Annotated in this window: 23 protein-coding genes and 4 pseudogenes; 15 read left to right on the forward strand and 12 right to left on the reverse strand. The window is 58.5% G+C overall.

The features are described 5' to 3' along the window. The 4 genes and pseudogenes from rfbB to B0G73_RS34580 form a co-directional block, all read right to left on the reverse strand. Positions 1–779, reverse strand: a 779-nt coding sequence (gene rfbB / locus B0G73_RS34565) for a dTDP-glucose 4,6-dehydratase (RefSeq protein WP_106285600.1), incomplete at its 3' end; no start/stop codon positions are given. 280 nt (positions 780–1,059) lie between these two features. Beyond that, positions 1,060–1,368 (reverse strand): hypothetical protein, encoded by a 309-nt coding sequence (locus B0G73_RS34570; protein WP_106285601.1) that lies wholly within the window; start codon positions 1,366–1,368, stop codon positions 1,060–1,062. A 758-nt stretch (positions 1,369–2,126) separates the two neighbouring features. Next, positions 2,127–3,107 (reverse strand): GlxA family transcriptional regulator, encoded by a 981-nt coding sequence (locus B0G73_RS34575; RefSeq protein WP_106285602.1) that lies wholly within the window; start codon positions 3,105–3,107, stop codon positions 2,127–2,129. A 268-nt stretch (positions 3,108–3,375) separates the two neighbouring features. Further along, positions 3,376–4,073, reverse strand: a pseudogene (locus tag B0G73_RS34580) (transposase). 781 nt (positions 4,074–4,854) lie between these two features. Between B0G73_RS34580 and B0G73_RS34585 the strand changes: the two are divergent. After that, positions 4,855–5,040: a hypothetical protein gene (locus tag B0G73_RS34585; RefSeq protein WP_106285662.1), complete on the forward strand. Its 186-nt coding sequence runs from the start codon at positions 4,855–4,857 to the stop codon at positions 5,038–5,040. 154 nt (positions 5,041–5,194) lie between these two features. Here B0G73_RS34585 and B0G73_RS34590 read toward each other — a convergent pair whose 3' ends face one another. Then, positions 5,195–5,392 (reverse strand): hypothetical protein, encoded by a 198-nt coding sequence (locus B0G73_RS34590; RefSeq protein WP_106285603.1) that lies wholly within the window; start codon positions 5,390–5,392, stop codon positions 5,195–5,197. Positions 5,393–5,851: 459 nt separating this feature from the next. Beyond that, positions 5,852–6,001, reverse strand: a pseudogene (locus tag B0G73_RS34595) (integrase core domain-containing protein); the annotation flags it as partial. Between the two features lie 937 nt (positions 6,002–6,938). On the opposite strand from B0G73_RS34595, the gene B0G73_RS34605 reads away from it, so the two are divergent. Both B0G73_RS34605 and B0G73_RS34610 read left to right on the forward strand, forming a co-directional pair. Then, entirely contained in the window at positions 6,939–7,244 is a 306-nt protein-coding gene (locus B0G73_RS34605) for a DUF1488 family protein (RefSeq protein ID WP_308705942.1), read from the forward strand. Between the two features lie 114 nt (positions 7,245–7,358). Then, positions 7,359–8,807: pseudogene (locus tag B0G73_RS34610) on the forward strand (IS1182 family transposase). A 151-nt stretch (positions 8,808–8,958) separates the two neighbouring features. On the opposite strand, the pseudogene B0G73_RS34615 reads toward B0G73_RS34610, so the two are convergent. Further along, positions 8,959–10,097 (reverse strand): annotated as a pseudogene (locus B0G73_RS34615) (tyrosine-type recombinase/integrase). 166 nt (positions 10,098–10,263) lie between these two features. Between B0G73_RS34615 and B0G73_RS34620 the strand changes: the two are divergent. The 9 genes from B0G73_RS34620 (at position 10,264) to B0G73_RS34660 (ending at position 18,284) form a co-directional block, all read left to right on the forward strand. Continuing rightward, on the forward strand, positions 10,264–11,307 hold the full coding sequence (locus tag B0G73_RS34620; RefSeq protein ID WP_106285606.1) for a DNA-binding protein: 1,044 nt from the start codon (positions 10,264–10,266) through the stop codon (positions 11,305–11,307). A gap of 32 nt (positions 11,308–11,339) precedes the next feature. Next, a complete protein-coding gene (locus B0G73_RS41510; protein ID WP_258194107.1) occupies positions 11,340–11,567 on the forward strand; it encodes a hypothetical protein in 228 nt (75 codons plus the stop codon). A gap of 198 nt (positions 11,568–11,765) precedes the next feature. Next, on the forward strand, positions 11,766–12,212 hold the full coding sequence (locus tag B0G73_RS34630; RefSeq protein WP_106285607.1) for an SET domain-containing protein: 447 nt from the start codon (positions 11,766–11,768) through the stop codon (positions 12,210–12,212). Between the two features lie 258 nt (positions 12,213–12,470). Then, positions 12,471–13,523 carry a hypothetical protein gene (locus B0G73_RS34635; RefSeq protein ID WP_106285608.1) on the forward strand — a complete coding sequence of 351 codons (1,053 nt, stop codon included), beginning with the start codon at positions 12,471–12,473 and terminating at the stop codon, positions 13,521–13,523. Then, complete coding sequence (locus B0G73_RS34640; RefSeq protein WP_106285609.1) at positions 13,520–13,747, forward strand: CRISPR-associated protein Cas5; 228 nt, start codon at positions 13,520–13,522, stop codon at positions 13,745–13,747. The genes B0G73_RS34635 and B0G73_RS34640 overlap by 4 nt, the downstream gene beginning before the upstream one ends. Positions 13,748–13,770: 23 nt before the next feature. Then, complete coding sequence (locus B0G73_RS34645; protein WP_106285610.1) at positions 13,771–14,283, forward strand: hypothetical protein; 513 nt, start codon at positions 13,771–13,773, stop codon at positions 14,281–14,283. A 3-nt stretch (positions 14,284–14,286) separates the two neighbouring features. Beyond that, positions 14,287–15,147 carry a hypothetical protein gene (locus B0G73_RS34650; RefSeq protein ID WP_106285611.1) on the forward strand — a complete coding sequence of 287 codons (861 nt, stop codon included), beginning with the start codon at positions 14,287–14,289 and terminating at the stop codon, positions 15,145–15,147. A 237-nt stretch (positions 15,148–15,384) separates the two neighbouring features. Further along, positions 15,385–16,785, forward strand: a complete 1,401-nt coding sequence (gene dcm, locus B0G73_RS34655; RefSeq protein ID WP_258194108.1) for a DNA (cytosine-5-)-methyltransferase — start codon at positions 15,385–15,387, stop codon at positions 16,783–16,785. 107 nt (positions 16,786–16,892) lie between these two features. Beyond that, entirely contained in the window at positions 16,893–18,284 is a 1,392-nt protein-coding gene (locus tag B0G73_RS34660; RefSeq protein ID WP_106285612.1) for a type II restriction endonuclease, read from the forward strand. A 196-nt stretch (positions 18,285–18,480) separates the two neighbouring features. Here B0G73_RS34660 and B0G73_RS40970 read toward each other — a convergent pair whose 3' ends face one another. Genes B0G73_RS40970 through B0G73_RS34675 form a run of 3 tightly spaced genes read right to left on the reverse strand, consistent with a single transcriptional unit; the run spans position 18,481 to position 20,360 of the window. After that, positions 18,481–18,936 carry a DUF6527 family protein gene (locus tag B0G73_RS40970; RefSeq protein ID WP_219907310.1) on the reverse strand — a complete coding sequence of 152 codons (456 nt, stop codon included), beginning with the start codon at positions 18,934–18,936 and terminating at the stop codon, positions 18,481–18,483. After that, positions 18,911–20,128 (reverse strand): ThiF family adenylyltransferase, encoded by a 1,218-nt coding sequence (locus B0G73_RS34670; RefSeq protein ID WP_106285613.1) that lies wholly within the window; start codon positions 20,126–20,128, stop codon positions 18,911–18,913. Before B0G73_RS34670 ends, B0G73_RS40970 begins: the two co-directional genes overlap by 26 nt. Next, positions 20,103–20,360, reverse strand: a complete 258-nt coding sequence (locus tag B0G73_RS34675) for a hypothetical protein (protein ID WP_106285614.1) — start codon at positions 20,358–20,360, stop codon at positions 20,103–20,105. The genes B0G73_RS34670 and B0G73_RS34675 overlap by 26 nt, the downstream gene beginning before the upstream one ends. Before the next feature lie 124 nt (positions 20,361–20,484). On the opposite strand from B0G73_RS34675, the gene B0G73_RS34680 reads away from it, so the two are divergent. Genes B0G73_RS34680 through B0G73_RS34690 form a run of 3 tightly spaced genes read left to right on the forward strand, consistent with a single transcriptional unit; the run spans position 20,485 to position 22,705 of the window. Then, on the forward strand, positions 20,485–21,330 hold the full coding sequence (locus tag B0G73_RS34680; RefSeq protein WP_175164847.1) for a TIGR04255 family protein: 846 nt from the start codon (positions 20,485–20,487) through the stop codon (positions 21,328–21,330). Next, positions 21,327–22,010: a hypothetical protein gene (locus B0G73_RS40770; RefSeq protein ID WP_181196714.1), complete on the forward strand. Its 684-nt coding sequence runs from the start codon at positions 21,327–21,329 to the stop codon at positions 22,008–22,010. Before B0G73_RS34680 ends, B0G73_RS40770 begins: the two co-directional genes overlap by 4 nt. Next, a complete protein-coding gene (locus B0G73_RS34690; protein WP_106285616.1) occupies positions 22,007–22,705 on the forward strand; it encodes a zeta toxin family protein in 699 nt (232 codons plus the stop codon). The genes B0G73_RS40770 and B0G73_RS34690 overlap by 4 nt, the downstream gene beginning before the upstream one ends. 636 nt (positions 22,706–23,341) lie before the next feature. Here the strand turns inward: B0G73_RS34690 and B0G73_RS34695 are convergent. Next, positions 23,342–23,614, reverse strand: a complete 273-nt coding sequence (locus B0G73_RS34695) for a hypothetical protein (protein ID WP_106285617.1) — start codon at positions 23,612–23,614, stop codon at positions 23,342–23,344. Between the two features lie 215 nt (positions 23,615–23,829). Continuing rightward, on the reverse strand, positions 23,830–24,792 hold the full coding sequence (locus tag B0G73_RS34700) for an SOS response-associated peptidase family protein (protein ID WP_106285618.1): 963 nt from the start codon (positions 24,790–24,792) through the stop codon (positions 23,830–23,832). Positions 24,793–24,796: the final 4 nt, after the last annotated feature.

The raw sequence follows: 24,796 nt of genomic DNA on the forward strand, positions 1-24,796 counted from the left end.
ACGTCGAGGTTCTTCTTCTCGTTCCAGCCGCCGATGTTGTACGTCTCACCCGGCGTGCCGCGCGCGAGTACTTCGCGGATCGCGCTGCAATGGTCGCCGACGTATAGCCAGTCGCGCACGTTCTGACCGTCGCCATAGACCGGCAGCGGTTTGCCGCCGAGCGCGTTGGCGATCATCAGCGGAATCAGTTTCTCGGGGAACTGGTACGGACCGTAGTTGTTCGAGCAGTTCGTGGTGAGCACCGGCAGGCCATACGTATGATGGTAGGCGCGCACCAGATGATCGGAACCTGCCTTGGTGGCCGAGTAAGGACTGTTCGGCGCGTACGGCGTGGTCTCGGAAAATTGCGGATCGGTTGCGGAGAGCGAGCCGAATACTTCGTCGGTGGAAACGTGCAGAAAGCGGAACGCGGCCTTGTCGGCTTCGCCGAGCGCGCTCCAGTACTGTCGAGTCGCTTCGAGCAGCGTGAAGGTGCCCACCACGTTCGTTTGCACGAAATCAGCCGGGCCATGAATCGAACGGTCCACGTGACTCTCGGCGGCGAAATGCAGTACGGCACGCGGCTTGTGCTCAGCGAAGAGCGCGTCGAGCGCAGCGCGATCGCAGATGTCCGCGCGCACGAAAATGTGCTTCGGATTGTTTTGTTGCGACTTGAGCGTACCCAGATTGCCGGCGTACGTCAGCTTGTCCACGTTCAGTACCGCTTCGTCCGACGCATTGAGCCAGTCGAGCACGAAATTGGCGCCGATAAAACCGGCGCCGCCCGTTACCAGAATCATGAACTATCCTTCGAAAGTGTGCGGCTGCGTGCGCTCAACATTCTGAAATGTCTTTGCATAAAATTTTCGACCACTTACAACCCCTCGATGAGTTTGGTAACGCTATCTTTGATCTGATGCGTAGCGTCACGACAAGGCGCATACGGAGCGACCCCACTGCCAATGCTATTTGCAGACTGAGCCCGACGTATCCATCGCTGTTGGCCAGCGTTGGTTGAACGATCGGTGCGGCATATTGATAGGAAGCTGGAGTCACATAGGTTTGAGACATGAAAGCTAACTACTCGTAGCCGAGCTTGTGACTCAAAATGGGCGCGAAAAAGAGCGCCATCGCCGAGCCCGCAGCCTTGCCCTCGAGCTCCGCGGCCGCAACTGCGGCCTGCATTCCATACGAGTATGTGAAGAGGTCAAATAGCTGAGGCAGGCAGTAGAGTACGGCGATCACGATGCAATAGCCTTGTATGATCGCCAAACGCCAGCCCTTCTCGAAACCGACAGCAGCGGCGACGATGCGTAGAATGCTGAACAACACCATCGCGCCAACAGCCGCCTGTTCGCGGACCAGATACTCTGGAATAAATTCGCCCATAACTCCCTGCACATTGATAGGTTAATCAGCCTGAAGTTGAAAGCCGCCGATTCGAACGTTGCCATCGGACGGCGGACCGTGTAGGACGATCCTTCTTTGGGTCGACGAACGAGTTGACTGGTTTTGATGTTACCGAAATCGTATCCGTGCAATGACGACTCGGCTGAATGAACCACGATAATGGCCGATATAATCAATATCTACCGTCCGTAGACGGCATGCGCCCTTTGTGCAAGCTTCTCGGACGTGTTGACCGTGTCCGATTTTGGTTACCAACGCGAATGTGAAGAGGCTCTATTTAGTCTCGGCAGACTGTCGCCGGCAGTAATCGAGCAGAGGATCTGTGGCGCCCATTTATGTTAGGGGGCTGCCGCAGTGCTTACCGGCTTCGTTGAAAAATAGCGTCAAACAACACCGATACGCACTAGCTGCTTGGCGAAGTACTTCGACAACGGCGTACCGTGTACGTAAAGGGCGGTGTTCTCGGTCGACGCGGAGAGACGAGTAGCGCGCTGATTTCGGCACGCTGCTCGATGATATCGTCACCCATCGTGTAAGCGCCATGTCATAAGCAAGTTCGTCGATCAACAAATCGGTCTGCAGGCTCAAGGTCGGCGATAGCTGTGGGGTGCCTGCTCAGTAAGCAAACCTGTTTGGAATTTCAGTGCGCCGTGCAGTGCGATGTCAAAGTAAGGTACGGCAGTGGTGCTCCTTGGATTGGGCTCGTGTCGTTGATCCGATGCGTATGCTTGAGGCTGCTACAGGGCCACGTGGTTACGAATCCGATAGTCCGTCGGAGTCGTCGCCAGATATTTTCTGAACAGCTTCGACAACTGCGCGCCGCTGCCGATGCCGCAGCGGCGCGCAATCTTGTCGACTGGCAGACGCGACTCAACGAGCATCCGGCAACTCATATTCAGACGTGCGCGAAGCAGATAGTCGGAAGGCGTCATACCGATCTCGCTCTTGAAGCGGCGCAGGAAGTTGCGTTCGCTCATCGCCGCAACTTGTGCTGCATCGTCGATTAAAATGGGGCGATCGACGTTCGCTTCCAGCCAGCGCGCCGATGCCAGGATTTTCTGGCTGATCTGCGGCGTCACGCCAAGCTTGATTGACGAGCTAACCGGCGCCTTGGCCTGAGGGGCGACCGACTCGGTCACCTGCTGTGCCAAATCGGCGCCGAGATCCTCTTCGACGATCCGTAGCGCCGTCGATACGGCGTCCGGCGCTTGTGTCAGCGACCGCGCCGGATGCCGCCCGTGTGCTTCGTTGCCGTCGTAAAGTAGCGGGCAGTAGCGCCCGGGCAGCCCGGCTGTCTGGAGCAGCAGTTGACCTTCCGCGATTGGATGTACGATCTCGCTGAACGGATGCCTGCGGCGCAGCCAGTTGCTCAACCGCTCGTCGCGGGATGCCTGCTCTACCCCGACGCCGCCGGCGATGTACAACAGGTGCGTGTCGTTCGTGCCTCGGTGCGACTGGACATCGTCGGTCCAGACAAATACCGATGACGAACTTGCGATGCGGCCGCCTGCGGCGGACAGCAGCGAGACGTCGTAACGTGCGCGGCCCGATCGCGCCGCGGCGAGGGAGTTCGCCTTCTGGAAAATTTCGATAATTGCCGCGACTGTAGGCAATGCGAATCCGTTAAACAGCGCGATGTCGACGCGAGTCAGAGAGCTCGTTCGCGCCGGCGCGGCACTTTGCCGCGAGCTGTGCGGCAGAGTATGTACCAAGTCCATTTTACTTTTCCCCGGAAATGTGTGGTCTGCAAAGTCTTCTCCCAAGACCCTGTATTTTTCTTATTGCCGCATGCTATACGGTTGATTCTCGCCGCAATATTTCATGGCCGAATTGGCCAACACATTGGCTGTTGACGACACAGGGCGGCCAGATATCGCATAGCCTGCAGGCCGTTTGATTCGGCCTTTGTGAACAGGTAAATTTCCAATGCACTGGCGCACGTCTCGACAAAACCGAGACGGAATGTATAGCGCATATATTTTTCACTTAGAAGTGAGTTAAAAAAGGCAGCTCAGCGCGGCTGAAGATGTCCCAGCAAATCAGCGCGCAGGCTAGCTTGAGGAATACGTCATGAATGTCAACGCGACGTTTGAAGCGAATGCGAAGACGACGGAAACCATGAAGCCGCGAGTGAGTTCATTCGACGACCCAACGGCATTTTCCGAAGCCGCTTCCGTGTTCGGTGCGGCGCCTTGCGATTATCGGCCTGATGCCGCAATCGCGAAGGCGGCGCGATGCGCAACGGAATCGAAGCGTCGGTTGGCGTAGATGACTTAGGGATTGCGACGCGGCCGCCGCGTGTGCCGAGAACTGGCGGGATGGGATCGATCAGCGGCGGCAATTGCGTAACATCTTTGTGGTTCGCGCCGGTCGGGATCGCTCGGACGATGAGCCGACGAGCGCGCATAAGAGATCGAGCTGGCCAGATTCGCGCAACTTGTCCCACGCCCCAGCCTGCGGCCAGTCGTGCAGCCGACGCCAGTAGGTCACTTCCGAGCGGATTCCAACTGGGTCGGTAGATGGTTCCAGTGCATCCCTGTCTTCTGCACAAACAGGATGCCATTGAGCGCTGTGCGGTCCGAGGCTGGGAGGCGCCCCGGATATCGCCTTCGTCGCAGTTTGGCCGGCGAATGTAGCGCTTCGATCAGTGCACGCAGTTCGTCATCAATGATCGGTGCTGGGATTCCTTGGTCCGTTGTTCAGGCGCCCAAGATTAGCCGATTTACGGAAAAGCAAACAACCCTCAGGGTTATTTTTGAACGGGCCTCCTCGTATTACAGCCGTGTGCGACACGTGTCGCACACGGCTGTAATACGAAGCCATTTGGAGCACGCGACAAGTCAACGACTTGGTCTTCTCCGACAAAAGCTTCCCGATAACCGCCGTAAAGCGACCCGGCACACTGGAAGAGTTAGAATGATGTCCGGTCCTTCAGGAGATGCGCTTGCAGAAGCGTGCACGCGTACATCTTCGCCTGCCCACCTTAGTCTGGTGCCTTGTCTGTATTGCAAAGACTCTGCAGCTAGATGCGTCCCGGGATACGGTCGCCGGCGCATTGATTCAATGTGACAACTTGCGAGCCGACTTGACTCTCCCCGTTGGCGCGGAACCTGGCGATTACGGGTAGGAGGACAGAGCGTCGTTATGGGCTCACGCTTTCAACCTGTCGATCGCCTTCCGGACTAACCGACGATAGGGAGCCACGCGAACCAACGCATTGTGCCCTTTTGGGCGCGTGCCTTCTGCGATCGTTCATTCGGTGTTCGTGCGCGATTTGCCCGGGTTTGCGAGTAAGAAGTTTCCTGCCTTTTTGCGCACGCGGCGCGCTTGTATGATGTAAAGCGCCTCGTTCAGCTTGTTGTTCGCCCACAGGGGTTGTCTCAAGCAGGGTTGAGGTAGAAAAAATCTTAGCAAACGAATGTGCTTGAGGCTAACAAAGCTTTGCGCACGAACGTTAACAAGTTCATGTACAAACAAGACATTCAGACAATTGTTTCCGCCGCTCGCGAAACGGCCGATTCTATCGTCGGAGCGCGCGAGTGGAAAACGGCCGAAGATGCCAGCGCGATGCACGCTGTGATCTTTTGGGACATGCTTGCCAAGCGATTGCCTGACACGAGCATTGCAGATCTTCTTTCAATGCTCGACTAGCGGGCGCCGTACGTTCAGATGCAGTCGGAGCCTGATTGGATGGGCAAAAACGATGCATCATCATGCGACGCTCAGGTGCTTTGACAGTTAGCGGCACAACCGGCCGCTCGTTCTGCCCGACTTCCGCTAACTTGCGTCTGGGGCTTCACCACGACTAATGGTCGAAAAGACCGACCAGCGAGAAGATCTTGACGACTGATCCTTGCTTCGATTGACGCTCACCTTGTTGCTGAATGAAGACTTGCATTGCGCGCGTCATCTCTTCAGCTGAAAGTTTGCGATAGGCGCAGATGTTGTATGTGACGCCGTTTCGCTGGTTTTTGATGAAATTGTCTACCTTTGGTAACGGCATGATTTCCTCGCAAACGTCAAGTGATTGTCCGTCGGTAGCGGAATTTTATTTCGTCCACGGCGGTGGACCGCGGCTACCATCGTGGATGGACCGGAGCATGCGCGGGGCTGTCATTTAGCTTCTGGAGCGACGGTATCTGCGGCGTTTCCCGATCCTCACACGAGTAGTCCCTGACGTGATCCATAACGCGCGATATTGAAGGTGTCCACGAGGAAGAATCTGCCGCCCGAGGGATCAGTAGGCTGAAAGATTGAGGGTGGGCTTGGCTTGAGATAGGCGAGCCTCCAACGACCGAAGCTAAGCTTAGTCGTTCGGAGCTGGCGGCGGACGCATGCGGCGGCTGCGGTCATGCTCTTGACCGAAGGGGACACGAAAAAGGGCGTAGCCAGACTAGACCGGTCTAAACATACCAGGTCTCTGAAGCTGATTGGAGTCGCCCCTGTAATACCGCGCACCACCTCAGACCAAGGTCGATGAATCGGTCCTGCGCCGGAACTCGCATGGCGAGCGGTATCGCAGCGCGCTATGCGGATGCCTTTCGTTGTAATGCTCGAAAGCGACGGCCAGATTGCGAGCGGCCATTGCTGCATCAGGCTTCGGCATCAGGTCTATGTAATTGTCTTTTCAGCCCGCCAGCTCGCGTCGGTGGGCTTTTTCTTGTGCGGTTCCGTCAAGTGGTGGAACTATTCGGCCGGGTGGAGGAAAACTGGGATTCGGCTGGTTACACTCTCCGACGCCATTCGAGGGACCGCATCTCTCAGGGCGAACTCCATCCCTCGAATTTTCGGCCCGCCGACCTCGTAAGGCGGGCCTCTTTTTTGACGGAAAAGTCTTTCTTCTTTGTTTCAAGCCCTTCTCCGGTCAGCTACGCTAACACCACCGCCCCAGGAGTTATTTTTTGTGAAAACCCCGCCATTTCTATTTCCTGCCTCGAATGCAACGACGAGGACGGATTGCCGCACGAGAGTCAGCCACCCAGTACGTGGGAGTTTACCGACGGTGGGCGGTACGTTTCCGAGTGCCCGCAAGGCGATCAGGCGTTAGTAGATCCTCGACAGCAGAAGTATGAGGCGCTATTCCAGATCGGCGCGTATGCCACCGAGGACGGATACTATCGGGAGCCGGTTTCGTCCTTTGCTGCGAGCCTTGAGCGCTTCTATGAGGTTTGTGCACGCTGCCACCGATGACGACGGCGTCGGGCCGACCCGATCAACACGCGGTCGACCGGCTTCTTCGTTATTGAACAACCCCTAAGACTAGCGATACGTGCGGAAGACATCCTTCGCACCATTGCAGTCCGGTGGACGAACAGGTCAAGGGCGGCATCGCAGACTTCTACAACTACCGGCGCATTCATTCGGCGGCAAACAATCTGCCGCCATTGCGGTACGAAACTTCGATTTATTGAAAAACCCCTTTGTTGGTGTCCAAAGAGGCTTGACCACTACAGTTTTCCATCAGGCCCGCAGCGGGCTACACGGCAGGGCGCCTGCGCGGCACATGTTCGCCGCCTGTTCTGCTACATTCCGGGAAAAGGGACAGCAGGTTGCAAGGTCGCAGCTGGATTTGGGAGCTAATCATGGACCTTATTGAGTTGATGCCAGCCGTGACGGCGGACCGACGCGAAATCTCATTTCGCCTGGCAGGTCAGCGCAGCGAGGTTGCCTGTGCGATCACGCGGGAAGCGCTCGAAGCGCAATTCTGGTTACCCGCCGGTGCTGACCAGGTCCGCATGCTCAAGGCTTTTGCTGACGGACGGCGTCGCATTGTCGCGGTCGCCGAAAGAAAAGTCCGTCTGCATCCGGGCGAAGTGGTCAGACTCACGGCCGACGATTTCCTGATCAAACGTTGAGTTGTCGCCGGCCGGGGGAGCGGGATAGTGGCGCCGGAATCGCCCTCTGGCCGAGGGCGTGTGAAAACGCAATGATCGCCTAAACTGAATCAACGCACTGAGATCAGGTGACTCATGAAGCGATTCGTTGAAGGCGATGACCGCAAGCAGGTCGCACTACTTCCCGAATCCGTCGATGACTACATCGGACAGGACAATCCGGTCAGGGTCATCGATGCCTTCGTCGACGAACTGGACCCTGCGGAACTTGGTTTCAGCGGCACCACGCCGGCGCTCACGGGCCGCCCGCCCTATCATCCTGGCGTGATGCTCAAGATCTATATATCTACGGGTATCTGAACCGTGTACCTTCGAGCCGGCGTCTTGAGCGCGAATGCCAGCGTAATGTCGAACTGATGTGGCTGACAGGACGTCTGGCACCAGACTTCAAGACGATCGCCGACTCTCGTCGCGACAACGGCCCAGCCATTCGCGACGTGTGCCGCCGTTTCGTCGAACTGTGTCGCGGGTTGAAGCTGCTATCCAGTGACATGGTGGCCATCGACGGCAGCAAGTTCAAGGCTGTGAACAGCCGTGACAGGAACTACACGGCAGGCAAGATCGACAAGCGTCAGCAGCAGATTGAGGAAAGCGTTCAGCGATATCTCGACATGATTGAAACCGCAGACCGGACCAGTCCGACAGGTTTCGATGTGAAGACCGTGCGCCTGTACGAGAAGATCGCTCTGTTGCGCCAGCGGATGCGTGAGATCGAGCAAATCAAAGCGCAGCTGAAGAAAGAACCGGACGGACAGCTGTCGCTTACCGACCCGGATTCTCGTTCCATGACCAGCGGTGGCAAAAGAACCGGAACGGTCGGCTACAACGTTCAGGCCGCCGTGGACACGAAACATCACCTGATTGTTGAGCACGAGGTGATGAATATCGGAAGCGATCACGGGCAACTCAGCAGGATGGCTTTATCGACGAAGAACACGATGGGTAAGGCGAAGCTGAAAGTCCTGGCTGATCGGGGCTACTACAGCGGCCCGGATATCCGTGCGTGCGAGCTTGCCGGCATCAAAACGTATGTCCCTAAACCGCTCACTTCCGCATCAAGGGAAGAAGGGGCTCTTTACCAAGCGAGACTTCGTCTACGTTGCGAGGAGCGATGAATATCAATGCCCCGCAGGCGAGCGTGCAATTCGTCGATTCACGACTGTTGAGCATGACATGACTCTGCAGGTCTACTGGCCCAGTGCCTGCCCGCGTTGCCATCTCAAGGAGAGATGTTCTCCCAGCGACTATCGTCGAATCCGACGGTGGGAACACGAACACGTGCTGGAAGCCATGCAGCGTCGGCTTGAGCGGAAGCCAGATGCAATGATCATCCGCAGAAGTACCGTTGAGCACGTATTCGGTACGCTCAAGCACTGGATGGGCGCCACGCACTTCCTGACCCGGACGCTCGGAAGGGTGAGCACTGAAATGAGTCTTCAGGTACTGGCCTACAACCTGAAGCGCGTCATGAATATACTTGGGGTTGACGGGGCGATAAAGGCGATGAGGATGGCTGAAAGCTAAGGCCCCGAGGGGCTTTGTTGCGCTCAATACGTTACGTTAGCGTGCGCCCGATCTATCAAACTCGATCGATCAGGCCGGTGGGCTTGTGTTGAGCGATAAGAAAACAGTTTCCGCACGCCCTCGACCGTTATCGTCCGGGTCGCGTCGAGCGTTACCAGTCGATCCGGTGTTTCTCGTCGGTTTCGCGATGCCGGCGATCATCGTCCATGTGCAGATACTGACTGGTTGTCGTCAGTGACCCATGCCCGAGATTATCGCGCACGAGTTGCAGATCGACCTGCTGATCCGCCATATGTGACCCTGCACTATGACGTAGCCAGTGCGCCGATGCCTGCTCGAGGCGGTCTGCGCGCTGCGCATGGTCTTCGCCGCGTGCACGCAATGCTTCGGCTGCACCGCTGAAGACGTCCTTCACAATCCGGTGCAAAGCGGCGCGCGTGAGCGGTTTGCGTGACTGGCCGACCGGCAGCACGAGCGGCGTGTCCTCGCCCGGCGAGGGGAGTGCTGGCAACCCGCGGGTTCGCCGGTACGCGCCAAGCTCCGTCATCATTTCCGTGGTGGCGGGCACCAGCCGTTCCTTGCCACCTTTGCCCATCACTTCGAGCCACCAGCGATCCTTGCCGTTCTTGTCAGGACGACGAAAGAAGCGACCCATCGTATTCGTGCCCACCTCCGTGATCCGCAGGCCACCCAGATAAAGCAGCGTAAAAAGCCAGCGCACGCGTGCGTGATGTTCGCGCTCGCGACGGGTCTCACTGGGCATGCCCTGGATGAACGTTTTGACTTCGAGCCACAGTTCGGGCGACAGATACCGGACGATGTGTGGCCGGGCCCGTCGTGCGCGCTGGCGCGACAGCGACAAGGGATTGCCGGCCAGATACGCCGCCTGCACCAGCCACGCAAACATGACGTTGAGGATCACCATCGCCTGCCGCTGGCTTGATTCCGACAGGGGGCCATAGAACGGCCGCCATCCGCGGTCCACCGCGCGGCAGGTTGCGGATCGGCGAGAAAGTGCTGGTAGACAAGGAGGTCCTCGTGCGTGAGCGAGGAGAGCGGTTTCGCCATCTGCAGGGTGGACCACAGCAGCAGCCGTTCGGCTTCCTTGCGGTAGTTGTCGAACGTCGTCTTCGTATCGATGAAGCGGGCCATGCGCGGATTGCGTCGAGATCCGTATTAGCGGCGACCTGCATCTGGCCATTCGCGCGGTTGGTGCCGTGCCGCCCCATCGAGCTCGGCGGATAGTTCCAGTGCATCGATCGGACGCAGGGCGGTCAGAGCAGTTTTCATGGTCGGGCACGCGGCGGATCTGGCTCAGGGTGTCACGCGACGGTTGTCGCGCAACTCGCGCACTTATCAACATTATAGTAATAATGTCAAAATTACAGGAAGAGGGCGTTAGATCTGTATCGGTTTACGTAGTAATATAGACAGAAACCACCCCGTCAAAATCCTCATGAGTGACCTCCTGTCCCCCGACGCCGCGCTGGCCGCCGAGATCGACCGCCTGAAGGTGGCGTTCCCGAAAACCCGCGAGCTGTACCGCGAGGTCTGCGCGCTGCTGTTCTTCCGCTTCGGCATCACGCCGACCGCGAACCGCCTCTACCAGCTGGTGAAGCGGGGCAGCATGAGCACGCCGACCCAGGTCCTCGGTGAATTCTGGGCCGAGCTGCGCGAAAAAAGCCGCGTACGCATCGACCATCCCGACCTGCCCGCCGATCTCGGGGCGGCCGCCGGCGAACTGGTCGCCACGCTCTGGCAGCGCGCGAGCGTGTCAGCGGAGGCCGCGCTCGGTGCGTTGCGCGAAGAACTCGAAGCACAACGCGTCGAGGCGCAACAGTCGGTCGTCGTCGCCCGCGACGAGCTGGGTCGCACCGAGACCGCGCTCGAACAGCGCACCGCGGCGCTGCTGGCCGCGCAGGTCGAGGTCCGGGAGCTGGAAAAGGCACACGCTGAAGGCCACGCGCAGCGACAGTCATTCGAAGCGGAGCTCGCGCGACTCAGGGACGCGCTGGCTGGGCGCGATCGCGAACTCGTGGAAGTGAGGGAAGGCTTTTCGCGGGATCTGGAAAAGCAGCGCGAAGCAGCCGAACGGGCCGGGGATCGGCTCAGGGCGTCCGAGAAACGCGCCTTGCTGGAGATTGACCGCGAGCGGGGGCATGCGGCGAAGCTGCAGAAAGAGGTCGACGAAGCCGCACGCCGCGCGGACCGCAAGGATGCGGACCACCGCCGGGCCGTTGACACCCTGCAGGCGCAACTGGGCGACGCGCGTCATCAGACAGGCGTGCTGCAGGGGCGGCTTGATGCGGCTCAGGCGGAGAACACGCGGCTGCAGACGGAGCTCATCGCGACACGGGATGCACAAGCGGATGCGAGAGACGCGCACCGGTCCGCTGTTCCTTCCAGGGGCGGGAACGCACGGCGTGCGACCCGCCCGCCGCGCGCGGCGGGCACGGCCAAACAGGCCAAACCGGGGATACGTCGAAAAAAAGCGGTATAAACAGAGATCACTGCATTCCGGAAAGTCGCTGCATGGCTGATATCTATCTGCTCACCGGGCTGACGCTCCCCGCCGGCATCGCGCATGAGTCGTTGCCCGAGACGGTGAAGGCGTTCATCGCTGACTGCTGGCACGGTATGAGCCGCACGCAGATGATTGCGCGCGCGAAGTCGCGGGGTCTGCGACTGTCGTTTTGCGCGACCAGACCGTGTGCGCACGGCGAAACCGGTCTGTTTGCGTTGCGTTTCATGATGGGATAGCGGGCTGCCTGATGCTGGCCCACCTGCAGCGGGTGCGGAATCGTCGTGGCCGCAACCGTCGACCTGGCCGTACTGCCGTTTCCCGCCCGCCACCACGGGACCCCCGTCAGACCACACTGTTCTGAATGACACAGGGCAGTTGCGGTGCCACGCAGCGCCCGCTATGCTCGCTGCCATCAACGAACCAGGAGTCCGGAAGTGCGGCGTGTGGCGGTCAGAAAATCTTCAGTTCATGGGCGGGGCGTGTTCGCGCTGCAGGCTATCACCGCTGGCGCGCGGATCCTTGAATATCGCGGTGAAGTCACCTCCTGGCGGCGGGCCGCTGCCAGGCACAAGCGTTCTGGAACGCCCGGGCACACGTTTCTCTTCGGCCTTGCTGACGGACGCGTAATTGACGGCAGCATGGGTGGCAACAGTGCCCGCTGGCTGAACCATTCGTGCAGGCCGAACTGTGAGGCGATCGAGGATGAGCGGGGGCGCGTTTTTATCGAGACGATCCGGGACGTGCTGCCCGGAGACGAGTTGTTTATCGCCTATGGGCTCACGCTCGATGAAGCGATCACTCCCGAACTGGTCGCCGACTACGCGTGCCACTGTGCGACGAAGCGGTGCAAGGGATCCATGTTGGGTGCGGTGACCGGCTAGCGAGCGCCGCCCGACCGACAGGTCCAGGAACGGCTCCAAAGCTGATGGACGAGACGCATGGTGACGGGAATCTCCGTGGCAACTCATCGAGGGCGCCGGCCGACGATCCGCGACCGGCTGACTTCTACAACTTTCGCTGCCTTCACGCCGGTGCACCCAAGGCCGCCGCCTGGCGCCGCCGTCTTTGGTTGTCAAATTGGGTGTTGGGACTTTTACTTCCCAAACGCTGCTACTTTTGCTTCATCGCACGAGCATGAAATGTTCACCGCCGGCAACATAGGGAGCGGAGTTGTGCTCGAAGGCATCCGCGAGGTCGAGGCGACGTGGCCGTTCGAGCCGGCGGCGGTCATCGCGGCGCTCCTGAGCCTGGCGGCCGACGGTTTCGCACAGCGGCGGGAGGGTTTCGGCGGCGATGTCCAGGAGTACTGGGAATCGACCCGTGCCGGGCAGATCGCCCGCGAGATGCGCTGGCAGCAACGCGGGCGGCGTCATCCGGCGCTTGTGTCGCAAACCGCCTCGGCCGAGGACCTGATCATCGCGGTGATCGGCAGCGGCGGGGACGAGCGCGACCCGCTGGCGAGTGGCGGCCTCGTCGAGGCCGCCCTTGGCATCTACCTGTTTCGCCTCGGTGAAACGGTTTGCGATGCCACGCTTGGTGCGCTGATCGCTCGCGGCCTGGTCCGCCGTAATGACCATGACCTGCTTGGTTGGCCGTTCCGGCTCATGCTGACCGCGGACGGGCGTCGCCAATATGCGCACGATGTGATACCGCGGCTCGGCCTGCGTCCGCCGGCGACCATTCTGGCGCCCGTGGAGCCCGAGTGGCCGCCGTTCGAGGAGCTGGGGCTCGCGCCTGCGGAAGCCGACACCTTGCGGTTTTTCTGGGACGAAGCGGCGCGGTGCCAAGGCGCCCGGGCGTGGCTGGCCGCGACTGCGCTGTACGGCGCAATCATCGAGGCGGTGCTGCACGCATGGCTGGGGCGCAATCAAGTCGCCGCGATGACGGCCAAGGCCGCACCGCGGGATCCGAGAAGGCGCGGCGAGAAACAGCCGGTGGCCGAATGGTCGCTGGTCGATCTCATCAAGGTGGCCGGCGAACTGGATTACATCGACCCGTCCCTGCGCAGACACGCCGACGCGTTGCGCACGTCGCGTAACCTGATTCATCCCAAACTGCAGGTCGAACAGCGCAGCCGGCCGGACGAGAATCTCGCGCTGATCTCACAGCAGGTGGCGCGAGCGGTGCTCCATCTGTTCGACCGCGCGACAGTGACCGGCGAGATGGCGAATGGGGGAAGGGGCCGCACATGAGCGATCTGACGATGACGGCGCGGTCGTCCGCCAGCGTAAGTGCGACATTGCGCGGAGCACTGGCGTGGCTCGCCCGCACCTGGATCAGCGAGCGGCTGCGCGCCGCAATCCAGGCCGCCTATGCGACCAGGATTGAGACACTCGGGGTGCACCTCAGGGCCGATCACCGGCGCTCCATGAAGGGTGATATCAACGAGCCGCGGCCGCAGGCGCACGCGCACTGATGAATTTTGCAAGGAAAGGCAGTATGGCGATCACAACCGTTTATCAATACCGGGTACCGGGCCAGCCCGCAACAAACCGGCGCGGCGCGCAGCCGCACTATGCGACCCGCGCCGCGATCGAGCGCAGCGGCCAAGCGCCGCTGCTCGATACCGCTCTCGAGCTGGACGAAAGTCTCCTCGACGCGAACGGGTTCGCACGGCTCGACTATCTGACCTACAGGATTCATGTCAGACACGGTGCGTACGCGGGGTGGACGGCATCCGACGGCGCGCCTGCTGGTGCGCGCCTGCAATTGATGGCCGGTGACTATGATGCGCGGCTGACCGCGCGTGTGTTCAATCCCGCCGCTGAAGCGGTGCGTTGCCTTCAAATCGTTGGCGCGAACCAGCGCGCAGGCGGGGATCTCTGGGTGAGGCTCGACGAGTGGCCTGAGCTCGCCCGTTTTCCCGCAGTGCCGGTGGACGCGGGGCTGGTAATCAATGGCCGCCGGCTGTCCGAGCCCGGTGAGCTCACCGCACCCGGTCTAGCGGAGTAGAACGTGTCGCGCCCCCGCCTGAACTGGCCCGACCCGCAACTGCGTGAGATCCTGGGCGCGATCGTTGCCCGCGACCGGGATTTTCCGCTGGACAACGCACGCTTCCTGGATAGCCTGGTTGACGACGTGCGTGCGGTGACCGGGCGCCTGTATGGCGCGACAACATACGCGCGCCTGCTGCGGGATCTGTCGGCGGTGACGGGCGTCACGCGACGTCCGAGCACGACGACTATCCAGAAGGCGATCGCACGTGCCCAGGCGCTCGCTCCGATCCATGTCGGGCAGACGGGTGACGCTAACTCCGCGATGCCTGACACGCACATGGTGCGCCGGTCGCTGGAACCGGTCATGCGGGATGCAATCGCGCCGCTGATGGCGCAGATGAGCGCACGGCTGGCCACCCAGATGGAACGGCTGGATACTGTCCGGGAGGACACTGCGTCCCCGCGAACCGAACCGGGCCTGCGCTTACAGCTCGCAGAGGCGTCACTGGCCGATGCGCACGCGCGTGTTGGTCGCCTCGAGCAGGACAACGCGCGCTTGCGCCGCGATCTCGGTCAGGCCGAGATGCGCGCGTCGATCGCGGAAACGCGGATCGCCGGACTGCTGGATGAGTTGCATCAGGCGATTACAAATGCCGGTTCGGGTAGTGCGGCGCTCGCAAAGGTAGCGGACCAGCTACAGGGTACCGAGCGCTTCCTGAAAGCGCAGAACGACGCGGTCCGCTTACAGGCCTCGTCCGAAGCGGAGGCGCTGCGACGTCAGGTGACGCAGTTGCGCGAGCGCATCGATCATCTGCTGCTCGAGAACGACCAGTACCGTCGCATGCTGGCGACTCAACGCGACGCAAGGTCGCAACGATGAATGTCAGGCAAGAGCGCGAGGACGTGCGACAGCAGCGCGGAAGGCACGGACCGTTTTGGAAATCGATCATACCCATCTCGTCCGTTCGTGTCTTTAACGCCCGGTCCTGAACGACGCTAAGCGGCGGATGACGGTGGACAGATCGCAACGATCCGCCTGGCGGTCGACAACTGTCTCTTTGGACGGCGGCAACAGCGAAGTAAATATGCTCGCTCGCTGGGTCAAACGAGTGATAGGATGTCACGCAATTCACCCCGCACCACGGATATGCAAAAAACAAACAACGAACTCGCTCTGGTTAAAAAGGCCCTGGAAATTTACGACCAGAAATACCTCGCCGAATACCTCAACATGGGAGGCGAGGGTTCGTGGTGCCGGGAAACGATCAACCGATGGGTGAACGGCAAGGCGTCGATGCGGCTCAGTCACGCTGAATACTGCGCGTTGCAGGATCTGCTTCCAAAACCGCCGAAGAGCCAGAAAGCCGATTTCGACTTTATTGACCTCTTCGCCGGGATCGGAGGAATCCGGCGCGGGTTCGAGCGTTCGGGAGGCCGGTGCGTTTTCACGAGCGAGTGGAATGAGCCAGCGGTCCGGACCTACAAGGCGAACTACTACTGCGACCCGGCCCATCACAGGTTCAACGATGACATTCGCAAGATCACGCTGAGCGACCGGGAAGATATCTCCGAGCGTCAGGCGTACCAGAACATTGACGCGGAGATTCCTGATCACGACGTGCTGCTTGCGGGCTTTCCGTGCCAACCTTTTTCCATCGCCGGCGTTTCGAAAAAGAATGCGCTCGGCCGCGTTCATGGTTTCGAATGCAAAACGCAGGGCACCCTGTTCTTTGATGTCGCGCGGATCATCGCCGCGAAGCAACCTGCCGCATTCGTGCTCGAAAATGTGAAGAACCTGAAGAGTCACGACAAGGGGCGGACGTTCAAGATCATCGTTGATACGCTACTTGAACTCGGATACTGGATCGCGGATGTCGATGCATCTGGCGCGACTGATCCAAAGATTGTCGACGGTGCGCACTTTGTGCCGCAGCATCGTGAACGTATCGTGCTGGTTGGATTCCGGAAAGATCTCGATGTACACGACGGGTTCACACTTAGCGATATCCGCAAGCAGTTTCCGAAGAAACGGCCGTCGCTTGCCGAACTCCTGGAACCTGCTGTGGAGGACAAGTACGTCCTGACGCCCAAGCTATGGGAGTACCTCTTCAACTATTCGATCAAGCACAAGGCGAAGGGCAACGGATTTGGCTACGGTCTCGTAACTGGCTCCGATGTCACGAGGACCCTGTCTGCGCGTTACTACAAGGATGGATCGGAAATCCTGATCGACAGAGGTTTCTCTCCGCGAAAGGACTTTTTCCACCCGGACAACCTGCGTAACCGTCCCCGACGTCTCACGCCCCGTGAATGTGCAAGGTTGATGGGATACGACGGTCCGGGAGAGGGCAGTTTCAGGATTCCTGTGTCAGATACGCAGGCTTACAAGCAGTTTGGTAACTCCGTGATCGTGCCGGTGTTTGCTGCTGTCGCCAAGCTGATGAGGTCGAGGATCCTTGAAGCGAAACGTCTATCGTCGCGCCCGTCAGCGCCGCGTGAAATCATGGTCGCGGCCTAGACTCCAGGGACCGGACAGTCTGAAAAACATGAGCGTCAAGGGGGCGCGCAGCTTCGCGCTCCCTGTGAATGCACTATACAGAGAAAAACTGAGAGACGGGGCGCGATATGGCGATCGCTGGCAATTGGCCGGAAATCCAGAAGTGGATCAGCCGAAGTTCGGTTTTGTTCATCAAGAAACTCTCGCGAAACGACTGCGGTTGGGCTGATGACCGCACGAAAGGTCATCAGAACGGGCCCTACATTCCCGGAGAGATTCGCGAAGCCGGCTTTTTCCCCAATCTGGCAAACGTCAACACGGGCAAGCCGCATATCTTCGAGGCGGCCGTCCGCACGTTGTGGCCTGACACGGGCGAGATAAAGTCATCCAACCTGAAGCACTATTCGAACAAAGGTCATGAGATGCATCTGACCGGCGTGCCGAAAAGTGAGTTTGCCGGGCTGACACCTGCATCGCTTCTCATGGTCGGCAAGCTGACGGAGGAAGTGAGCGGGTGCCGCTACTGTTTGATGACAATCGACTCGGGCGGTGAAGACGCGGAACTTCTCGAATCCGCATTTGATCTGGGTGCCGACTTTCATTTCGGCCTGTTCGATCCACGTCAGGCGTTGACGCCGCCGAAGGACGAAACCGAAGCACTGATTGAAGAGCTATCGCGGTTCTTCAACGAAGGGCGCCTTCCCGAGTTCATCGCGTCGGTGTCCAGGTTGCCCGCGCCTTCCGTACTGGCTGAGGGGGCTCAGCAGATCTTCATCGCCGAACATGGCCTCCAGAGTCTCGATCCTTATGCCATCGAGAATCCTGGCGATGCGATCATGAAGATCAGTCGCGATATCGAGTACACACTGTACAAACGGGCCGAGTTGCGCCATCGCGCCGCTGAAGTCCTTCGCATCGTCACCTCGGAAGGGCAGGACATTGTAACTGCGGTCGTCCGCGGTTTTCCCCTGCTGGACGCCACGTTCCTGAGTGCAAGCCAGCATCGCAAGTCTCGCGCCGGCCGATCGTTTGAGCAACATATTGCGAGAGTGCTCCGTGACGGGAGTATTCCATTCGACGAGCAGGCAGTGACCGGAGGGCGCCGGCCAGACTTCGTGCTGCCATCGCTCGTAACTCTCCAGTCGCTTGAGCGCAAATTTGACGAGGCAGCCGTGTTGTCGGCGAAAACCACGTTGCGGGAACGCTGGAAACAGGTCACGCTCGAGAAGTTCAACGCTGCGCTGTTTCTCGCGACAGTCGACGATCGTGTATCTTCCGAGGCAATTGATGACATGGGACGACAGGACATCTGCCTGGTTGTGCCTGAATCACTGAAGAATTCCAAAGAGACGTGCTACAAGGGGAAGGACAACGTGATCACCTTCCGAAACTTCTTTCGGGAGGAGATAGCGGTGAAACGGCCCGGACTTAAGGGTAGCAAGTCGGTCGTAGTCGTGGGCGACGCCTCTCGGGCGGCTGACCTTTTCAGTTTTGAATTACCACGAGGGTCGCTGTCGTAACGCACGCTTGGGTTGGCGATAAGCAAACTGACTGACAAAGATCAGGGGGCAGCGAACCAGTCCGTCGTCGGGTGGAAGCGATGCTGCCCTTCCTCTGAATAAGCTGCCTTCAGTCACGACCGCTGCTCTGGAAGTGCGGGATAAGCAAATGGCGGATACAACCGTTGTCCTAATGACCTCGGCATACGTCAAAAATTCAGGAGGTCAGCCAACGCCAGATCGCCCGCAAGCGTCCCCACCGGTTGACCTTTAGTATTTTCGGCAATTCTGTAGAGGGTGCTACGTCGCGGGTGTAAGCAACGCTGTCCGCAGAACGATGTAGCGTGTGAAGATCGCGCTGGTCGCGCGCGAATACAGTTTTAGCCTGCATCTTCGATAACGGCGTGCACCAGACCACACGGTTGTTGCGTATGACGTAGTGCGACATGCAGGTCATCGCTCCGTTTCCGATCGACGGATGCAACGTCGCGTACCCGTGTGAGACTTCAGCTTGCCACTCGGCGGCCGAGAGCGGAGTAACAACTTTTTCCCCACACCCGCAGCAACATAAGTGAACTGCCGCACGATATTTGTTGCTGATATAAAGTCGCCCGGGCTGGAGATCGCGGGGCGCCAGCTCAACTAGCTCAGGCGTGATCTGGTGGAGTCGCATTCTGGTCTTCCGATTTTTCGCTTCGTGCGAGTGCCATTGTGTTCGTAACGAACTCGAGCTGATGCCAATCCCAATTCATTGCGTAGAAGCCGAAATGTTGCTTCCACCGCATGACGGCCAAGATAGCGTTAAGTGCGTTTGCATCGGCGATCTGAATGTTCTGGTCGTAGAGCGCATCGCCGGCGTCTTCCATCGTCGGAGCGCGTTCGAAAAAATGCTTACGCATGGTCGGGCTGGCCATGGTAACGCGGCAAGTTCCGTAGATCTGTTCCTTCTTCGAGAGGGACATATCCATCCCGCAGTCGATAAAGGTCACGCCGCAGTCAATGAGATGGGCGCAAACTAATTTGCGTGCCGGCCCTTTGTCGATGCATACAAAGACGAAGTCGAATTGAGCCAGCAAGCCAACGTTAGCCTCGGTTATGTATGCAGGATGAGCGACGATGCCGGTGTGCATCGCATCGTACATGTCGCGAAAATGCGCGACCTTCATCTTCCCGAAATCAGCTTCACATGCTGCTGAAGGTGCGCGAAACGCATTGTGTACTTCGAACACGTCGCCATCGAACAGGTGAATTTCGTTAACGGGTGTCTTCGCCACCTGGTCAAGTACATAAGATCCAGTTCCGCCCATGCCGACGATGGCAATGCGGAGTTTGGCCAGTTTCTGAGACACCATCTCAAACCTGCCGCGTGTCGAAGAGGCGTCCGGATACCGGAAAGGATCCTTTCGAGCTTCCACCTGCACCGACCCTGCCGCTAACGGCTGGGTGCATTGAGGATCAATCACGCGCGCCTGATCCGTGATGATCCGCCAGTAATGCATCAGCTGGTCAAAGTGTGTCGCATATCCGGTCCAACCTTCATTCTTGTTAGAGAAGAAGTATTTGGCCGGAACCTCGGGCGCGACTAATCCCCCCGCGACCTCCGAATGCCGCAACTGCTCGAGCGGAGCGCCACTTGCGAAGCAAGGAAACGGGCCGTCGAACCACACCTGATGTGTGGCAGGCGGCGTTACCTGACTATCGGTGTAGACGAGCGTCGCGATGAGAGTTCCGAGCCGCAACTGTCGCTGATCGTCAACGACAGGCACGTCATGCAGAAGCAGGTAAGAACCTTGCACCGATACACGCAGCCCCGCCGCGACGAACGGGGCAAGCGCGGACTCAAGAACGGCCGGTTTTGCGGACATTGCACACCATCCCTTGTTTGATAGCCACGGGTTTATCGCCACGCGCAAACGAAATGATTTCGCCTTCCATGTACTCGATCGTGATCGTGTAAATAATGTCCGACGTATCAGCAGGCGGGTCCTGCGGGTAGGCGAGGAAGACGAGTTCGGCGTAGCTGAGCTCGTGGTGGGGGTGCTCAACCTCGTGGAGATTGAGGATGAACTTCGGCTTGTGGTCGTCTGTGTGAGACATGACACACTCCCGGCTGAGTGTAAGTGTTAGATTTCGTGTAAGACATATGCAGTGTGTCAGATTGTGTGTAAGGTGTAAAGTGTCGTGTAAAATGATTTTCGTGGACGACAAAGAAGGAGGCCGCTTGAAAAGCGACACCGCCCGCCGGATAGGGCAATGGGCGTCCGCGCCCTTGGTTTTTGTACTCGCCCAGATTCGTTTTCTGCCGAACGCATCGGCAACCCCAGAGCAATTGCGTGACGCGATCATAAAAAGGGCCGGATCAAAATTTCCGACTATCAACCAGACAAGCGCTCTGAACTTTGAAATCACGTTGGATGCTCCAGCGCCGAGTCCGCAGAGAGCGGTCCCATTGGTGATCTATGACCTCGTGAACAATGACGTGGATGCAATGGTGCGAATCCAGCAGGGCTCGCTCACCTACGCGGTGACGTCTTACGTCGATTCACGTCAGTTCAGGAGTGAATGGCTCGAAATTACAGATGCACTTACTGATGTCGACGTCACGTCAGTGATGCGACTCGGCCTGCGGTACGTTGATTTCATTATTCCGCAGCTAGGCCGTAAACCAGAAGAATACGTAAAGGCCCCATGGAACCTTGCTGGGGTACCGGCATTACCAGGTGCGCTACGCGGCCCGGACCTGAATGTTTCAATGATGGATGTTGCCTACCCACAAGGCCGATTGCGCCTACAGTTCATGAGGGGATTTGGGGTTCCGTCGCTTCCGATGGATTTGCAGGGTATGCTTACCCCACGTCAGGAATCACCTAGCGTTGTACATGCAGAGTGCGGAGTAATTGACAGTGATCGATGGATTGATGGCAATGAACTTTCTGTGGACCGTGCGGCGCTCGACAAGCTATTTACTCAAATGCACACCGATGTGTCTGCCGCGTTCCGCGCGATGATTACTCCTTTAGCTGCAGAGGAATGGAATCCAACAAACGTTGAAGGAAGAACCTCATGATCTACGCTACGGAGCGCGATGCGAAGTTGGCCAGGATGATTGGTCCGGAAGCAATGTGGCGCAAATCTGGTGCTACTTCGGTATGTCATGTAACTGCAATTGCAGTCGACGTTGGAACGGCACTGACCACTGTCACGATCTGCTTTGAGAAACCTGCGCAATACCGAGGTACAGCTATCAATGCTGCAATACCTCTGCCGTTCAAGCTCGGCTCCGACAGTCACCAGTCAGAACCGTCACTGACGACGCCCGCGAGGATGGTGGACGAGCTACGTGAAGCATTTGGTTTGAATGTCACGCAACTCGCGCAAGTTCTGCACATTGAACGTATTACTGTGTACGCCTGGATGCGTACAGAATTGCTAGAGAAGCTCAATCAATCCAACCGGAACCGCTTGTGGAGTCTTCACAAACTCGCACAGCAGTGGCGCGAGTACACTCCATTGAGTGGGAAATATCTCGTTGAACCAATTCCTGGCCAAGACACTACAATCTTCCAGATGCTTTGCCAGGAGGATCTGAGTCCATATGAATTTGCACGAGCGTATGAGCTCCTCGCGAAGGCAACAGCACCGAGCACGCGCGTGCAACAACATCAGGCAGAACGACGTACTGCTCTCAAGAAAGGGATCGAAAACCTTCGAAAGAACTCAAACAAATTTGGGATGAATCTCGATTGAGTGGTGACGAGCTTTTAAACTTCTTCCTGGACGAGCTCCACACCAGCGCAGAAGATAAGCCATTGATGGTCATGATTGCCGGTCCGAATGGGGCAGGTAAGACCACGCTTTGGCGTGAGGTGCTCGAACCAATGCTGGAGGGTGCATGGCAGGCTGAATACATCAACGCTGACGAGATCGAACGCGAATTGAATGAAGCCGCACAGGAAAATCCAGCTGCCCCTCAGACCCCAGAGACAGCTCGTCTTGCTCAAGCAGAGGCAACTAAGCGGCGCGCATTGATGCTGACCGCGTCAGTTGGAATGCAATGGCACTTCGTATACGAGACCGTCTTTTCTGACACGCAAGGGTACAAGCTGGCAGAGCTTTCGCGCGGGGTCGATGCAGGCTATTTCGTGGTGATGCTATTCGTTGGGCTTGATGACATTAATCTTGCGGAACAGCGTGTGCGCACGCGTGTCTCAGCAGGCGGCCATGATGTACCGATCGATGTCCAGCAAGCGCGATTTCCGCGCGTCTTCGAGAACGCCGGTAAGGCCTTGCAAATCGCGCCGCTAGCGATGTTTTTTGATAACACGGGCGAACGTGACGGTGGAGGTCGCACGCATCATCCCGTTGCGGTTGTGAAAAAGGGGGTCGTTCTTGCTCAACGCGACGATATGCCGGCGTGGTGGCACAGGATTACTTTCACCTGAACGTCGTCCAAGGCCGAAGTGCTGTCCCCGAGAAGCCGGCTTGGATGACCGGGCCACTCCGTGACCTGCCGTTGAACCCCTAATAGCGCGCCCGGCGGCAGCAGGGCCGTTTGGCGATGTTCGCTCGTCGCTTACGTACTTGGGGTCGTCTCAAGATTCGGAAATTTGCGCACATTAAGCTTTTTTGGACTATGCGGTGGATGGCGCTGGTCGTTTTAGCGACATTCACTTCCACGACATACACCGTCTGCTTCGACTGTGAAGCTCACAGTGGCAAGGTCGCTCTGAGTGAGGTTTTTCTGTCATCCGGGCAGCCTCCGCTGACCGTCTGGTGTGGGTCGACGATGTAGCCAACCGGCCGGTGCACGACGCCCGTTCGTGCCGACCGGATCCGGGTCGTACATTTTGAAGCGACAGGGCTATCCCCGGTCTCATCGGCTACCGAGTCTACCCCCGACCACAGATCGCCGTTGTCGCGGGCCGCAAATCCGGTCATCCTTTCCATATGAATGTAGACCGCATAGGTTCAAGAGAAGAATATCTGCGATAGGGACGTCGCAGGTAGACCATTTGAGATATGCGCACCACTAGTACCCACGCCATCAAGAACGAGCAGGGAATCTTTGTCTTTCGCGGTTAGTCTGCAAACGGGTTGCCGGTATCTTTCACTTCGGTATTGAGGTTGTATTCCGCGCGCACGCCCTTGAGCACGCCCTCGATGTCGCGCTCGAAGCCGACCGCGTTGCCGAAGTGGGTCATGTTCCAGTTGCAGCCTGTCTTGTCAGCCTCTTGCAACTGCGGCCGCGGCACATGAATCTTCACGCCATCCTCGACGATTTCCTGCAGTCGATGGATTCGCCGGTTGACCTCCTGCTGAAGCTGCGAGGCATTGAGCGTCCTGCGTATCATCCATTCCTCCTTCCGGTTCCTCAAGCCAGTCTAGCGCAAGTGAGGCGTTCCGCGACCTGCGCTGAAATGCAAAGTGCCTGAGAGAGAGCAGGCGCCTCGGTGCGTGGGGGTGCGTCAGTAATTCAGTACGCGACAACTACGACGCCATTGCCGCCAATGCCGCGACCACGGACGCACGCATCGTCCCCCACCACCGACGTTCGCCTGGCCCATGGCTATGCCGCAAGTCGATGCTCGTAATACGGATGTTCCCTGTCGTCAAGTATCGCGTACATCGCCTCGAGGTCCGATGCGTTCGGACTCAGCCATGCATCGATCCTCTCAGGCTTTATCGGAACAATGCAGCGGTCATGACCCGCCGCCGCGACCTCTGGCGGCGGCTCGTCGGTTATGGCCGCAAAAGATAGCAAATCTGGCTCACCCGGTGCGCTCCACCGAGACCACAGACAGGCGACATGCATAAGCTGGCCGTTGTCCGGACGAAATTCCAGGACGATGTTTTCGGCCTGGTCGTGTGTCTCGGACAGAGTGCCCTCAAACTTCGCCTTGCTCACATTTTCATAAAAGACGTCGACCAGCATTACCCCATGCGTGTATCCGAAACAGGGTCGCCAGAATCCTTCCAGATTGTCGCGTCGGGCGTTGTATGTGCCGGGGTATCTGACATCGTAGACCGCCGGTTTGCCAGCAATGCGACATTGATAACGCATTGGCTTCACGATGCGTTGCCCGTCTTCGATGACCATCACGGGCGCGTAATGTCCGGGGAAAATCCGCGAATCCCGCGGCTTCGGCTCGGTTCGCTGCAAGTCGTCAAGCTTGCCTCGTGCCCAGGTAATCTTATCGGTCGCGATGCGCTGACTTTCGGTGGCTGCTTTCGTTGTCTTTGTCTGGAGTGACCGTTCCGCGTCTGCGAGCCGCTTACGCTGCTTGAACAGGTCCTGCTCAAGCTTCGTCGCCTGTGCCGAATTGAAGCGGCTGATGAGCGCGTTGATTTCGCGCTCTGCTTCATTCTGTGGTTCGGCGAAAGCGTCTTCCATGGCCTTCGGTATTTTTGCCTTGCTGATGCCCTCGGCACGCTCGAAAAACAGACGCGCGAACTCGTGGATGTCCATCAGGGCGCCGAAGGTGCGCACAAATTTTCGATAGTCCGCCTGGATCTGAGCCGAGTAGCACATGGTG

Origin of the sequence: Paraburkholderia sp. BL25I1N1, assembly GCF_003002025.1 — a bacterium.
Taxonomy (GTDB): Bacteria; Pseudomonadota; Gammaproteobacteria; order Burkholderiales; family Burkholderiaceae; genus Paraburkholderia.